Source organism: Flavobacterium sp. (genome assembly GCF_027482425.1).
Classification (GTDB): Bacteria; Bacteroidota; Bacteroidia; order Flavobacteriales; family Flavobacteriaceae; genus Flavobacterium.
In genome coordinates this window covers 29,481-42,627 of the sequence record NZ_JAIXWA010000030.1, presented here as the reverse complement: position 1 = coordinate 42,627, position 13,147 = coordinate 29,481, and the positions used below count along the sequence as shown (strand labels likewise).

Here is a 13,147-nt window from a genome sequence, read left to right as displayed (position 1 = left end):
CTTTTGGCGCGCAAAACACCATCATTCGATTCTATGCTCAATACGATTCGGAGGCCAAACGAGAACGGTTTCTTGCTTTTATGGCCCTGGTTCCCTTTTACTTAATGATTCCGATTGGGGTTTTGTTTTACTGTTTTTACGACAGCATTGCTTCGTTTTGGGTGACTGAAAATCCTTCGTTACAACCTTTTTTTGGTTTAATTCCGGTGATTGGTTTTCTAATGGCCTATTTTGAAGTTTTTTATGCTTGGGTGAAAGTGCATTTACGTTCGGTGTATGGCAACTTTATTTACGAAGTGTTTGGACGAGCTTTAATTATGTTGAATTTAATCCTCCTTCATTTTGAATACCTAACGAAAGCACAATTTATATACAGTGTTCTGGGGATATATGCATTACAAACGGTAGTCATGTTTGCTTATGCGATGCGGGTGCGTCGTCCTACTTTTGGGCTGCAAATCCCCCAAAATTTTAAAGAGATTTTTTATTATTCTTCCTTCATTATTGTCTCAGGAGGCATTGCGGTAATGTTGGTCGATTTTGATAAAGTAATGATCCCACAGTACCTTCCTATTACGCAGAATGCAGTGTATTCGGTAGCTATTTTTATTGCGACAGTAATTGCGGTGCCTTACCGTGCGATGAATCAAATTGTAGCCCCGATTACTGCGCGGTTGATGGTGCAAGAAAAGTGGGGCGAATTGCAAAGTTTGTATCAAAAAACATCGATCAATTTGCAAATCACTGGTGGTCTTTTGTTGGTGTTAATTCTCACCAATATCCACATGTTGTATCGCATTATTCCCGACAATTACGATGGGGGAGTTTGGGTGGTTTTTATGATAGGGATTTCTAAATATTACGATGTGCTTTTGGGCAATAATAATGCGATTATTGTCAATACCCGTTACTATCGAATGGTGTTATTTTTTGGTGTGGCAACTGTGGTATTGATGATTGTTTTGAATGCCATTTGTATTCCATTGTATGGTATCAACGGTTCGGCTTTGGCTACTTTACTCACCATCATGTTGTATAATACGGTGAAGTTTGTATTTGTCGTGAAAAAGTTGAAGCTTTTTCCTTTTACCATGCATACGGTTCGATCGTTAGTAGTATTAATTGTTGTTTTTGGAGTATTTTATGCTTGGGATTTTCCTTTCCATCCGATAGTTAATATAGGCTTTAAATCGCTTTTAGTAGCTTCACTGTATCTTTTTGCGCATTATTATCTATGCATTTCCGATGAAGTAAACGAAGTAATGGATCGTTTTCTGCCACGTTTTTTAAAACGATAAAAAAGGAGAAAACCCTGCAATCCTAGGACTACAGGGTCTCCGAATCAAACTAACTAACCCAAACTTTATTTACTCTTCATTTTCTATGTTTTCCGACGTTTGTTCTTGTCTTGTATTTTGGTCTGTTGTACGATAATAATAGACTCCAGGGTTATATTGGGTGCTCGAACCGTAATAGGTGGTTGAGCAGGTGGCTTGCTCATAGTAATTAGGCGTAAAGCCATGGCGTTTGATGCTTCCTACGGTATATACGATGTGTCCCAAGCGGTTGTAAACGATTCGCATACCGCCAATTTGCGTTAGCGCAAAACGGTTATACTGCATGAATACACTTCCAATGCGACTCACCCGATCACGACTATCGTAGTTGATGAATGTATTGCCTACACGTCGTACACGTCCAAAGGAGTCAAATTCAATCAAAACCCCATAGTTTACAGGGCGACTTCCTCGCGCCATAGTTTTGGAGCTAGCGCCACGGAAATAGTAGCTTCCACCCACATCCTCAGGACGGGTATTGAAGTCAAAATCACCATTCAAGAACACATAAAATACAATTCCGCGTTCCATAAATTGAATCGGTTCGGCTTCAGTGAAGTTTACACCATGACGGTGGTTAGCAAACTCTAAAGTGGTGGCATGCGCCCAAGTGTTACAAGCGAACACTAAACTGGATAAAAGCGTAATAGTTTTCATAAGGCATTCGGTTTACTGTTGTTGCTTACTCTTACGATTTTCAGCTTCTTCGATCATTGTGATGTAAAGGTATTTTCAATTCCTGTGCCATCTTTATCTGAGGAATTGTCAACGATTTGTTAATGATTTTTAACTCGTTGAATGAAAAAGTCTTACTGTATTTGACCACTTTATTTTCACCATAATTTTATGTATATTTGAACCCACAACAAACCACTTTATTGAAGATTACCCCATGAAAAAAAACCTACTGGTCCTAATTTCATTATTTGGATTCCAATTTGCCTCGAATGCCCAATCGTTTATTCAAGCGTATGCCAACATTGCCAATCAGTGTTCACAAACGAATGTCACGAACAATTTGACTGAATTTGAAGGCTTAGGTGTAAAACGTCGCGGAACAGCGGCTTTGCAAAATACCCTAGATTGGTTGAAGAGTAAATACCTTAGCTACGGCTACACGGCCAATCAATTACAAGAGTTTTCGTATACCTATTCGGGATCATCTGCCGTGTGTAAAAATTTAGTAGTCACCAAAATCGGAACCACTTATCCCAATACCTATGTCATTATTTGTGGTCATTATGATTCCATTGTGGGAACAGGGACCAATGATAATGGGAGTGGGGTAGCGGCTATTTTGGAAGTCGCGCGGTTATTGCAAAATGTTCCTACCGAATATTCCATTCGCTTTATCAATTTCTCGGGGGAAGAAGATGGTTTGCGTGGCAGTCTAAATTATGTGAACACTGTTGTCAATGGCACCACACCCAAAATGAGCATCCGTTTGGTCTTCAATATTGATCAAGTAGGAGGGGTAGCTGGAGAAATCAACGATACCATCACTTGTGAGCGCGACACGGGTAATCCCACTTCCAATAATGCGGCTTCTAATGCGATGACACAACAATTGATTACGTGTACGGAATTGTATTCACCCTTAAATACCAATTTGTCGTTTGCCTATGCGTCGGATTATATGACCTTTGAAGATAATGGTGAAATCATTACGGGGTTTTATGAAACCAATGAAACAACCCACCGACACACGGCTACCGATTTATTGGTCAATATGGACCCGGTTTACAACTATAAAGTAGCGCAAGCTGCTACGGGTGCTATGTTGCATTTTGCCGTAGCAAGTACAACCCTCAGCACAACAGCGGCGCAGGAGTATCAAATGTCGGTTTTCCCCAATCCAGCGACAAATGAAATTTATTGGAATTTGGGGACATTTCCCAAGAATGAGTATCAATTTAGCTTGATTGATAGTACAGGTAAAGTTGTACTATCCCAAGCGGTTACCGATGCGCCATTGGTCAAAGGTTTTGCTGTGGGTCATTTGGCTCGTGGCATGTATATGGCGGTTATGGAATCGGATTCTACTCGAGTTACCCGAAAAATTGTTTTAGAATAAAGGATAGCAAAAACCCCTTCACCAATTGGAAGGGGTTTTTTATTACAGTTTTGCTTTTAAGTATTGCCCTGTAATGGATTTCGGGTTCTTTACAACTTCTTCTGGGGTTCCAAAAGCCATCAATTGTCCTCCTTTTTCGCCTCCCTCCGGACCCAAATCAATAATCCAATCCGCACATTTGATTAAATCCAAATTATGCTCAATAACGATAATCGAATGGCCTTTTTCGATGAGCGCTTCAAACGAAGCTAGTAACTTCTTAATATCGTGAAAATGGAGCCCCGTAGTAGGTTCGTCAAAAACAAACAATGCTTTTTCCTTAGTAGTGCCTTTCACCAGGAATGAGGCGAGTTTTATGCGTTGCGCTTCTCCGCCCGATAAGGTAGAAGAAGATTGTCCCAACTGCACATATCCTAGACCTACATCTTGTAACGGTTGTAATTTTTGTACAATTTTATTTTGCTGGTGATTTTTGAAAAAGGCAATGGCCTCATCAATGGTTAAGTTAAGGATAGCATCAATATTATGGTCGTTAAATTGAACTTCCAAGATTTCTCTCTTAAAACGTTTACCGCCACACGTTTCACAGGGCAATTCCACATCAGCCATAAAAACCATTTCTACATTGATTGTTCCATCGCCTTTACACGTTTCACAACGCCCACCATCGACATTAAACGAAAAATGTTTGGGTTGGTAGCCGCGAATTTTGGATAGTTTTTCCTTTGCGAACAAATCCCGAATATCATCGTATGCTTTGATGTAGGTAACAGGATTTGAACGCGAGCTTCGGCCAATCGGATTTTGGTCTACATATTCGATATGATGAATGCGATGGTAGTGGCCTTGCATATCACTGAACTGACCCGCTTTTTCACCAATTCCTTCGAGTTTTTTTTGTAGGGCTGGGAAAAGAATTCGTTTGACCAATGTACTTTTACCACTACCCGAAACCCCAGTGATAACAGTAAGACATTCCAAAGGGAATCGAACATCTACGTTTTGAAGGTTGTGTTCACGTGCCCCTAGTATATCGATGTACGCCGACCATTTTCTTCGAACTGTAGGCACTTGAATTTCCATTTTTCCGTTTAAATATTGGGCTGTTAATGAGTTGGCTTGTAAAATTTCGGAGAAAGTACCTTGTGCTACCAATTCTCCTCCCAAACTCCCAGCTTCGGGACCAATATCGATAATCATATCGGCTTCCCGCATGATATCTTCGTCATGTTCTACTACAATTACCGTATTGCCCAAATCGCGAAGGTTTTTTAAGACTTCAATGAGCAATTCAGTGTCTTTGGGATGCAAACCAATACTGGGTTCGTCTAAAATGTACATCGAACCCACCAAACTGCTTCCTAGCGAGGTTGCCAAATTAATTCGTTGCGATTCTCCGCCCGAGAGCGAAGCCGAGTTTCGGTTCAATGTAAGGTAATCTAAGCCTACATTTTTTAAAAAACGCAAACGGTTTTGAATTTCTAACAAGAGTCTTTTGGCCACTTGTGCATCGTGTTGCGACAAGCGTAGTGTTTCAAAAAAAGGCAATAACGACCGAATAGGCATGTCTACGAGGTCGCCAAGGGTTTTACCCCCAACGTACACGTAATGCGCTTCCGTGCGCAGGCGCTTTCCCTTACACACTGGACATTTCGTTTTCCCGCGGTAACGGGATAGCATTACCCGATTTTGAATTTTATAGTTTTTCTCCTCCAATTCTTTAAAGAAATCATGCAACCCGACAAAGTAGCTATTACCCTTCCACACCAATTCTTTTTGGGCGGAATCCAATTGGAAATAGGGTTTGTGAATCGGGAAATCAAATTTGTAAGCATTATTTACCAATTGATCCCGATACCAACTCATACTTTCGCCACGCCAAGGGAAAATAGCATTTTCAAACACCGATAACGCGGTATTAGGAATCACCAAATCTTCATCGATGCCAATAATGTTACCATAGCCTTCACAACGCGGACAGGCGCCATAAGGGTTGTTAAAACTAAATAAATGAATATTAGGTTCGAGAAACGTTAGTCCATCAAGTTCAAAGTTGGTATTGAATTCAGTACAAATTTTGTGATCTGCCGACTGAATATAACAAGTACCTTTTCCTTCATAAAAAGCCGTTTGAATCGCGTCAGCAAGACGGTTGTAAAAGGTTTCTTCTTCTTTGACTACAATGCGATCAATTACTAAACGAATGTTTTCTTTAGGGAGGGATTTGAGATCGATTTCATCCAAACGCAGCATTTCATTATGGACCAAAATACGGATAAAACCTTGTTGTAGAAGGACGTTCAGTTTGTCTTCTAAGGCTCTACCTTCTTCGACATGAATAGGAGCTAACAACAGCCAACGGGTTTCGGGGACCAAAGTCTTAACATGGTCGATTACCGAAGTTACCGTATCTTTTTTTACTTCATTTCCCGAAATGGGGGAAATTGTTTTCCCGATTCGAGCGAATAGTAACTTCAAATAATCATAAATTTCTGAAGAAGTTCCCACCGTAGAGCGCGCATTGCTCGTATTGACTTTTTGCTCAATGGCAATAGCGGGTGCAATCCCCTTAATGTATTCAACTTTCGGTTTATCAAGGCGACCCAAAAACTGACGCGCATAAGCCGATAAACTTTCCACATAACGTCGTTGTCCTTCTGCATAGAGGGTATCAAAGGCTATTGAAGACTTCCCTGAACCCGATAGTCCTGTGATAACGACCAGTTGGTTGCGAGGTATGGCGAGATTGAGATGTTTAAGATTGTGAATACTGGCCCCTTTGATAAGAATGTGTTTTTTGGGCTCTAATTCGACTAACTTTTCCGATAGCATTGCTTTTTTTTTCAAAGATACACATTCCCCATTTTTTTGCCTCTATCGTCAATGCTTTTGAGTTCAGTTTTAAGAGGAATTTATCTTTAATGGACAATTTTTCATTTCTTCATTTTCTTTTTTTTTTATTACAGCCCTCCTAAAATCAAAATTTTAACTATACAATACTTTTACAAATTACGTTTTTTTCGAATTGTTGGATACGGGTCGAGTAGGCTTGGTAGCTTTGTTGTGGCGTCAAAGTCCATTTACCGAGTTTAAAATGACCAATACAACGGGGCTAACATTTACGTATACATTAACAGGGCAAACACTTGGAGCAACTATCAATTATGCGGTAAAGTTCGCGTTTGCTGGCGGTCTCTAGGTGACACGTTATTTTTCGTATGTGGTGGGGAGTAATTGCGCCTTGGAATTGTCAAGTCCCGAAGCATTATCGTTTCAAGTGTTAAACCCAGCGTCACAAGAATTGCGCATTCAAGCGTCCTTACCTATTGACAAAGTGGATATTCATGATATGATGGGGCAACAGGTATTGACCGCTTATGCATCCACCGATCGCATTCCCATTCAGGCACTAGCCTCTGGATTATATCTGGTAACGGTTTACGCAGAAGGGCAGAAGGGTACCCAAAAAGTAGTTATCACGCAACAATAGATTCAAATACCCCTTTTTAAAAAAAAATCCCAAAGTAACATGGTTTCCGCCGCTTTATTTTGGGATTTTTTAGTTCTATATGTTAATTTATCGAATAAAACTTGCATATTAAAAAAATATTATAGTAAATTTGGCTATTACTTAACACCAAATTCTTTTGCCTATAGCGTAAAAAACTACTTTTTAGATTGACAACAGAAACAAAAAAATCACTAAAAAGGGTTCGCTATGGCTACAACTCATCTCACCGATTCTGTCTTAGTACAGCAATATATTGCAGGCAATGAAAATGCTTTGGCAATATTAATTAACCGGCATCAATCCAAAATTTATGGATTTATCTATTCCAAGTTACCCGATCGGGATGTAGCAGACGATATCTTTCAAGACACCTTTATTAAGGTGATTAAAACTTTGAAATCGAATGCTTACAATGAAGAAGGGAAGTTTTTGCCTTGGGTGATGCGTATTGCACACAACCTGATAGTGGATCATTTTCGTAGAAACAAGAAAATGCCTTTGGTACGTGATACCGAGGAATTTTCAATTTTCTCAGTGATAAAAGACGATTCCAAAACAATCGAGGGTTTGATGATCAATCAGGTTATTGAGGAGGATTTAAGAAGAATCATCCAAGAATTGCCTGCGGACCAAAAAGAAGTCTTGGTGATGCGGATTTATCAGGACTTAAGTTTCAATGAAATTGCTGAAATTACAGGGGTTAGCATCAATACTGCGCTGGGAAGAATGCGCTATGCGTTGATGAACTTGCGAAAAGTGATTGAAAAAAATAAAATAATTTTAACCAATTAACAATATTTGACGTACGGTAACGTTATAGATGGGAATAACACGCAAATTTACCTCTATGGCGAAACTTTACTCTCAAAAAGCCTTTTCAACTCCGAAACGGTTGCCCAAAAAAGAAACGGTGCAGTTTTTACTGAATTATTCAAAAGCCTTGAAAATTGTAAAAACGAGCCAAATGAACTTCGAAATTATTACCAATTAAATCCATGGTCCCGATAACGTGCATTATCGGGATTTTTTTTGCGCGTCTTTAAGTACTGATTTTCGCCCGATAGTTTTGGTAATTAGGTCTTTTTCAAGGTCCCAACCTCGTGCAGGCGAATATTCTCTTCCATACCAAATAATTTGTAAATGCAAATCATTCCAAGACGCTTCCGGAAATAGTTTTTTGGCATCCCTTTCGGTTTGTACCACACTTTTTCCATTAGATAACCCCCAACGGTACATCAAACGGTGAATGTGTGTGTCTACCGGAAATGCAGGCACTCCAAAGGCCTGACTCATCACCACACTAGCTGTTTTGTGTCCCACACCCGGGAGGGCTTCTAGGGCTTCAAAACTTTGGGGAACTTCACCGTTGTATTTGTCAATTAAAATTTGCGATAAGCCATGAATCGCCTTCGATTTCATTGGCGAAAGGCCACAGGGTTTGATGATCTCTCGTATTTCTTCCACGCGCAGTTGTACCATAGCAAAGGGATTATCCGCTTTCGCAAAGAGATGAGGCGTGGTTAAATTTACCCGTACATCGGTACATTGGGCCGAAAGCAAAACGGCAATTAAAAGGGTATACGGATCTTTATGGTCCAAAGGGATAGGAATAGTAGGGTAGAGGTCTTTTAACGTATTTATAACAAACGTTGCGCGTTCCTTCTGAGTCATTTTTGTATTTTTAAAAGTATAAATTTACGTCAAACTCATACAAATAAAAAATACGATGACCACATTAAAAAAAGGGGATGCTGCTCCAGCATTTGCAGGCAAAGATCAAGATGGAAATGTACATACCTTGGCGGATTACAAGGGTAAAAAATTAGTTGTGTTCTTTTATCCCAAAGCGAATACGCCCGGCTGTACCGCAGAGGCTTGTGACTTACGGGACAATTATGCCCGTTTTGAAGCTCAAAATTATGCCTTACTCGGCGTCAGTGCTGATTCGGCAAAAGCACAAGCGAGTTTTCGAAACAAATTTGAATTTCCTTTCCCGCTGTTGGCCGATGAAGATAAAGCGGTTATTCAAGCGTTTGGCGTTTGGGGACCCAAAAAGTTTATGGGAAAAGAATACGATGGTATTCACCGTACTACTTTTGTAATCAACGAAGAGGGCATTATTGATGACGTCATAACCGAAGTGAAAACAAAAGCCCACGCGGCTCAAATCTTATCCTAACAAAAAAAGCCCCGAATTAACTCGGGGCTTTTGATTTATACTTCTTCCAATACGCGATTGGGGTCGTATCCAAACAAATGGTGCTGTTTAATCAAGTCCGCTGTACCCTCTGGCAACATGGCTTCCCAGCCCGGTGTACCATTGGTAATCATTTTCAAGACTTCACGAGAGAATATCTTGAGATTACCCCGGTCAAAGTCGGTTACATCTACCACCTTGCCATTATAGGCAAAGAACTTGTACAGCTCTTTCATGCGCGGATGTACTTTTAAGTTTTGTGAAGTAATTATCTCCCCATTTTCCTCCATCGGGTAGAGGTATACTTTGAGATCGCGGTAGAATAATTTACCAAAGGCTTCCAAAATTCCACCACTCAAATGGCGGTAGTATTTTTCATCAAAAATATCAATAAGATTGTTCACGCCCATCGCCAATCCCATACGGGCCTTCGTATAGCTAGAGAAGTACTCCACAACGCGATAATATTCTTGGAAGTTGGATATCATTACCGTTTGGCCGAGTTTACAGAGCAATTCAGCACGGTCCATAAAGTCGCGTTCATCAATTTCGCCTTCCGAACGTAAGTTAGAAAGCGTAATTTCAAAAACAACAAAGGTGTTTTCTTTTTCAACTTTATTCTCCTGGTAGAACATTTCCAACGATTTCTCGTACATGTCCATGTTCACTTTGGTCACGGGACGGAAGCTTCCGCGAATCGCCAAGATATTTTTCTTGTATAAAACTGCGGCGGGAAGTATATTTTTTCCATCAGGACCAAACATTACGGCATCAGTCATTCCGTTGCGCACCAATTGCAAGCTGATCAATCGGTTGTCTACGTTGGCAAATCGAGGTCCCGAAAAGTTGATGGTGTCGATTTCCAATTGGTCTTTGTCCAAATGGTCGTATAGGTAGCGTAACAGTTTCTTGGGGTCGTTGTATTTGTAGAAGGCACCATAAATCAAATTCACGCCCAATATACCCAACGTTTCTTGCTGCAAACGGGCATCATTTTCTTTAAAACGAATGTGAAGGGTGATTTCATTATAATCCTCATCGGGTTCGACTTGGTATTTGATACCTACCCAGCCATGCCCTTTGAATTGTTTTGCAAAATCAATGGTAGCAACGGTATTAGCATAACTGAAAAACATTTTATTCGGGTGTTTATCCCGCTTTAACCGCTCTTCAATCAAGCGAACTTCGTGGTTCAACATTTTTTTCAAACGGCTTTCGGTTACATAACGACCATCGTCTTCATTGCCGTAAATAGCATCACTGAAGTCCTTATCGTAAGCCGACATCGCCTTGGCGATAGTTCCCGACGAGCCACCTGCACGGAAAAAATGACGCACGGTTTCTTGACCGGCTCCAATTTCAGCGAAGGTTCCGTAAATGTTCTCGTTCAGGTTAATCCGTAGGGCCTTATCCTTTGTAGTTGGAATCTGTGTAATAACACGATCACCTTTTAACTTGATGTTTAATTCGTTACTAGCCATAATTCTTGTATGCCACGCAAAGTTAATAAAACGATTGCGGTATGTAAAGGGAATTAATCCTAATTTTGTATTAAATTACGCCTTATTTCCGCGGGGTATTTCTCGCTTACCACAAAAATCGTGCTACATGAAAATTTATTTTCTAGGAACAGGGACTTCACAAGGGATTCCCGTCATCGGAAGTGACCATCCCGTTTGCTTAAGTCAAGACCCGCGTGACAAGCGGCTTCGGGTTTCTATATGGGTAGAAGTAGAAGGACAGTCCCTTGTAGTCGATTGTGGTCCCGATTTTCGACAACAAATGCTCACTTCAGGGTGTACCCGCATTGATGGCTTGCTTTTTACCCATGAACATGCCGACCATACAGCCGGTTTGGACGACATTCGTCCGTTTAATTTTCAACATGGTTCCATGCCAGTATATGCTGAATCACGCGTAATTGAAAATTTGGTAAAGCGCTATGGCTATGTTTTTGCTACAGAAAATCGGTATCCAGGAGCGCCTTCGGTTCAAATCAATCCCATTGATGCCGAAGTGCCCTTTGCTATAGGTGGCGTATTCATTCAACCCATTCGTGTTTGGCACGGCGATTTAGCGGTTTTGGGATTTCGAATCGGTGATTTCGCGTATTTGACCGATGTTAAAACCATTGAAACGGCCGAGTTAGAAAAGTTGAAAGGGCTGAAAGTGTTGGTGGTGAATGCCTTACGGGAAGCGCCTCACGACACCCATTTCAATTTGCAGGAAGCATTAGATTTTGTAAATTTGGTACAACCAGAACAAGCCTATTTAACGCATATCAGTCACCATATGGGCTTTCATGCGGAACGGGAAAAAACACTCCCTTCTTCGGTTTTTTTGGCGTACGACAATCTAGTTTTAACACTTGAATAATCATGGCACGACAACTTTATCTTTATTTATTTATTATTGCTGCACTTTTGGCTTCTTTTACCTATGTGTATTTTAGCAAGCAGGTTCAAATGCAACAAAAGAAAGCAACTGCTGACTTAAAGGCAAAAAGCGATAGTATAGTACAACTTTCGCAGCAGTTGGCCAATGCCGATTCCTTTTCGTTACTTAAAAATGAATATGCGCAAAATTATTTTGCCAATTTTGATGTAAAAAAATTAGAACCTTCCATTAAGGAGCAATTATTGAGTTTTAATGATAAGCCCGAAGGAAATCCGTATACGGGTCAAGAGAAATTGGGCGCGCAAAAGTTTATTATTAATTCCATGAAAGTACTCAACCACCGCTGGATCATTGCCAACTACAGCGATGGAACGTATTGGGGCGATGTGATGATCAAATATTTTGTCGATGACAAAGGAAAGGCAACGTTTCAAACCATGGACTCCTACATCTATCCCAAAGAGGAATACTAACGTTCAAATTTCAACATGAAAACATCTTTTTTTTCACTCCTACTTTTGGTACTCGTCGGCGCTTGCAAACCCCAATCTGAGGAGACTAATGCGGCACAGGGACAAGTCAAAGACTCCACGATCACAGGTTCGGATAAAGACGAAAACGGTTGCTTAGCTTCAGCAGGATATACATGGTCCAAACTAAATAAAGAGTGCGTTCGTATGTTTACGGGATTGCAGTTAAATCCTGTGGATCAGGCCAATACCGAAGATGAGACCCTCGCTTCTTATGTATTGTTTAGCGAAGACCGAAAGCAAGCGGAAGTCTTTTTACCCAACCAAGAATCCATGGTGCTTACCCGTGCTGGTGAGGGCAGTCCTTGGGTGAAAAACGACTATCAATTAGTGGCATGGAAAGGATTCATCTTTAAAAAAGGCGATACGACCTTGTATGCTGGAGATGGTGAAATCGGGCAAAAGGTGACGGGTAGTGCCGATCCTGAAGCCGAGTAATTACCGCGTAGTTTCTAGCCAGTTTCTAAAATCAAAAAAGTTTTGTGGCGTAACCCCATGGCCTACAGGATATTCCTTGTAGGTAACTGCAATTCCCAAGGCTTCCAATTGCGGTACTGCTTTTCGGGCCCATTCGACAGGAATCACCTGATCCACACTGCCATGGGAGGCAAAGATTTGCAAGCTGTCTAGAGCGTTGCCTTCAAATCCTTCTACCGCAATGTCTCGATTAAAATACCCACTCATCCCCACCACACGTTGCACTTTTTCGGGATACGATACGGCAACGGCATAACTCAAAATACACCCTTGACTAAATCCAATCAAAGTAACTTGTTTGGGGTCAACAGGATATTTTTTAATTATTTCATCAATAAAATGCGCTATTCGATCGCGCGATTGACGGGCCTGTACCACATCCGAAAATTTATTTTCATCGGCGTCAAAATTTATGGCATACCACGCATAGCTTCCGTACATAAGGTCGTAAGGCGCTCGCACCGAAATCACATAATACTCCTGAGGCAATTCACTCGCAAACGAGAATAAGTCCTGTTCGTTACTTCCGTAGCCGTGTAGTAATATCAAAACGGGATGACCCGATTGTATCGTTTGAGGTGCTCTAACAAGGTAGTGTAAATCCATAGCTATTATTTGTACGCA

At 40.8% G+C, this 13,147-nt stretch carries 15 protein-coding genes; 10 read left to right on the top strand and 5 right to left on the bottom strand.

Annotated features, from left to right (window positions below; all coding sequences use genetic code 11):
* A partial coding sequence (locus Q0037_RS03495) for a lipopolysaccharide biosynthesis protein (protein ID WP_297515523.1) occupies positions 1-1,298 on the top strand: 1,298 nt, incomplete at its 5' end.
* A 69-nt stretch (positions 1,299-1,367) separates the two neighbouring features.
* Here Q0037_RS03495 and Q0037_RS03490 read toward each other — a convergent pair.
* Entirely contained in the window at positions 1,368-1,994 is a 627-nt protein-coding gene (locus Q0037_RS03490) for a hypothetical protein (RefSeq protein ID WP_297515520.1), read from the bottom strand.
* 235 nt (positions 1,995-2,229) lie between these two features.
* On the opposite strand from Q0037_RS03490, the gene Q0037_RS03485 reads away from it, so the two are divergent.
* Entirely contained in the window at positions 2,230-3,411 is a 1,182-nt protein-coding gene (locus Q0037_RS03485; protein ID WP_297515517.1) for a M20/M25/M40 family metallo-hydrolase, read from the top strand.
* Positions 3,412-3,453: 42 nt separating this feature from the next.
* Here Q0037_RS03485 and uvrA read toward each other — a convergent pair whose 3' ends face one another.
* Positions 3,454-6,243 (bottom strand): excinuclease ABC subunit UvrA, encoded by a 2,790-nt coding sequence (gene uvrA, locus Q0037_RS03480; RefSeq protein WP_297515528.1) that lies wholly within the window; start codon positions 6,241-6,243, stop codon positions 3,454-3,456.
* A gap of 193 nt (positions 6,244-6,436) precedes the next feature.
* On the opposite strand from uvrA, the gene Q0037_RS03475 reads away from it, so the two are divergent.
* The 4 genes from Q0037_RS03475 (at position 6,437) to Q0037_RS03460 (ending at position 7,913) form a co-directional block, all read left to right on the top strand.
* The gene (locus Q0037_RS03475) at positions 6,437-6,610 is read left to right on the top strand and encodes a hypothetical protein (RefSeq protein WP_297515514.1); all 174 of its coding nucleotides are present in this window, start codon (positions 6,437-6,439) and stop codon (positions 6,608-6,610) included.
* A complete protein-coding gene (locus tag Q0037_RS03470) occupies positions 6,611-6,901 on the top strand; it encodes a T9SS type A sorting domain-containing protein (RefSeq protein ID WP_297515511.1) in 291 nt (96 codons plus the stop codon).
* Between the two features lie 228 nt (positions 6,902-7,129).
* Positions 7,130-7,714, top strand: a complete 585-nt coding sequence (locus Q0037_RS03465; RefSeq protein ID WP_297515509.1) for a sigma-70 family RNA polymerase sigma factor — start codon at positions 7,130-7,132, stop codon at positions 7,712-7,714.
* A 55-nt stretch (positions 7,715-7,769) separates the two neighbouring features.
* A complete protein-coding gene (locus Q0037_RS03460) occupies positions 7,770-7,913 on the top strand; it encodes a hypothetical protein (protein WP_297515506.1) in 144 nt (47 codons plus the stop codon).
* A gap of 23 nt (positions 7,914-7,936) precedes the next feature.
* Here the strand turns inward: Q0037_RS03460 and nth are convergent, their stop codons facing one another.
* Positions 7,937-8,593 (bottom strand): endonuclease III, encoded by a 657-nt coding sequence (gene nth, locus Q0037_RS03455; RefSeq protein WP_297515503.1) that lies wholly within the window; start codon positions 8,591-8,593, stop codon positions 7,937-7,939.
* A gap of 55 nt (positions 8,594-8,648) precedes the next feature.
* Between nth and bcp the strand changes: the two genes are divergently transcribed.
* Entirely contained in the window at positions 8,649-9,101 is a 453-nt protein-coding gene (bcp, locus tag Q0037_RS03450) for a thioredoxin-dependent thiol peroxidase (RefSeq protein WP_297515501.1), read from the top strand.
* Positions 9,102-9,136: 35 nt separating this feature from the next.
* On the opposite strand, the gene Q0037_RS03445 is transcribed toward bcp, so the two are convergent.
* Positions 9,137-10,600, bottom strand: a complete 1,464-nt coding sequence (locus Q0037_RS03445) for a TonB-dependent receptor (protein ID WP_297515496.1) — start codon at positions 10,598-10,600, stop codon at positions 9,137-9,139.
* Between the two features lie 127 nt (positions 10,601-10,727).
* Here Q0037_RS03445 and Q0037_RS03440 point away from each other — a divergent pair, with 127 nt between their 5' ends.
* The 3 genes from Q0037_RS03440 to Q0037_RS03430 are packed head-to-tail and all read left to right on the top strand — an operon-like array spanning position 10,728 to position 12,484.
* Positions 10,728-11,495 carry an MBL fold metallo-hydrolase gene (locus Q0037_RS03440; RefSeq protein WP_297515493.1) on the top strand — a complete coding sequence of 256 codons (768 nt, stop codon included), beginning with the start codon at positions 10,728-10,730 and terminating at the stop codon, positions 11,493-11,495.
* 2 nt (positions 11,496-11,497) lie between these two features.
* Positions 11,498-11,989 carry a hypothetical protein gene (locus Q0037_RS03435; protein ID WP_297515490.1) on the top strand — a complete coding sequence of 164 codons (492 nt, stop codon included), beginning with the start codon at positions 11,498-11,500 and terminating at the stop codon, positions 11,987-11,989.
* 15 nt (positions 11,990-12,004) lie between these two features.
* The gene (locus Q0037_RS03430; RefSeq protein ID WP_297515488.1) at positions 12,005-12,484 is read left to right on the top strand and encodes a hypothetical protein; all 480 of its coding nucleotides are present in this window, start codon (positions 12,005-12,007) and stop codon (positions 12,482-12,484) included.
* Here the strand turns inward: Q0037_RS03430 and Q0037_RS03425 are convergent, their stop codons facing one another.
* A complete protein-coding gene (locus Q0037_RS03425) occupies positions 12,485-13,129 on the bottom strand; it encodes an alpha/beta fold hydrolase (RefSeq protein WP_297515485.1) in 645 nt (214 codons plus the stop codon). It lies immediately after the preceding gene.
* Positions 13,130-13,147 lie beyond the last annotated feature (18 nt).

Bases quoted from the DNA above. Each gene is read 5' to 3' on its own strand.
- Q0037_RS03460 (WP_297515506.1), top strand. From the start codon at position 7,770: ATGGCGAAACTTTACTCTCAAAAAGCCTTTTCAACTCCGAAACGGTTG.
- Q0037_RS03485 (WP_297515517.1), top strand. From the start codon at position 2,230: ATGAAAAAAAACCTACTGGTCCTAATTTCATTATTTGGATTCCAATTT.
- Q0037_RS03490 (WP_297515520.1), bottom strand. From the start codon at position 1,994: ATGAAAACTATTACGCTTTTATCCAGTTTAGTGTTCGCTTGTAACACT.
- Q0037_RS03445 (WP_297515496.1), bottom strand. From the start codon at position 10,600: ATGGCTAGTAACGAATTAAACATCAAGTTAAAAGGTGATCGTGTTATT.
- Q0037_RS03465 (WP_297515509.1), top strand. From the start codon at position 7,130: ATGGCTACAACTCATCTCACCGATTCTGTCTTAGTACAGCAATATATT.
- bcp (WP_297515501.1), top strand. From the start codon at position 8,649: ATGACCACATTAAAAAAAGGGGATGCTGCTCCAGCATTTGCAGGCAAA.
- Q0037_RS03425 (WP_297515485.1), bottom strand. From the start codon at position 13,129: ATGGATTTACACTACCTTGTTAGAGCACCTCAAACGATACAATCGGGT.
- uvrA (WP_297515528.1), bottom strand. From the start codon at position 6,243: ATGCTATCGGAAAAGTTAGTCGAATTAGAGCCCAAAAAACACATTCTT.
- Q0037_RS03430 (WP_297515488.1), top strand. From the start codon at position 12,005: ATGAAAACATCTTTTTTTTCACTCCTACTTTTGGTACTCGTCGGCGCT.
- Q0037_RS03440 (WP_297515493.1), top strand. From the start codon at position 10,728: ATGAAAATTTATTTTCTAGGAACAGGGACTTCACAAGGGATTCCCGTC.
- nth (WP_297515503.1), bottom strand. From the start codon at position 8,593: ATGACTCAGAAGGAACGCGCAACGTTTGTTATAAATACGTTAAAAGAC.
- Q0037_RS03435 (WP_297515490.1), top strand. From the start codon at position 11,498: ATGGCACGACAACTTTATCTTTATTTATTTATTATTGCTGCACTTTTG.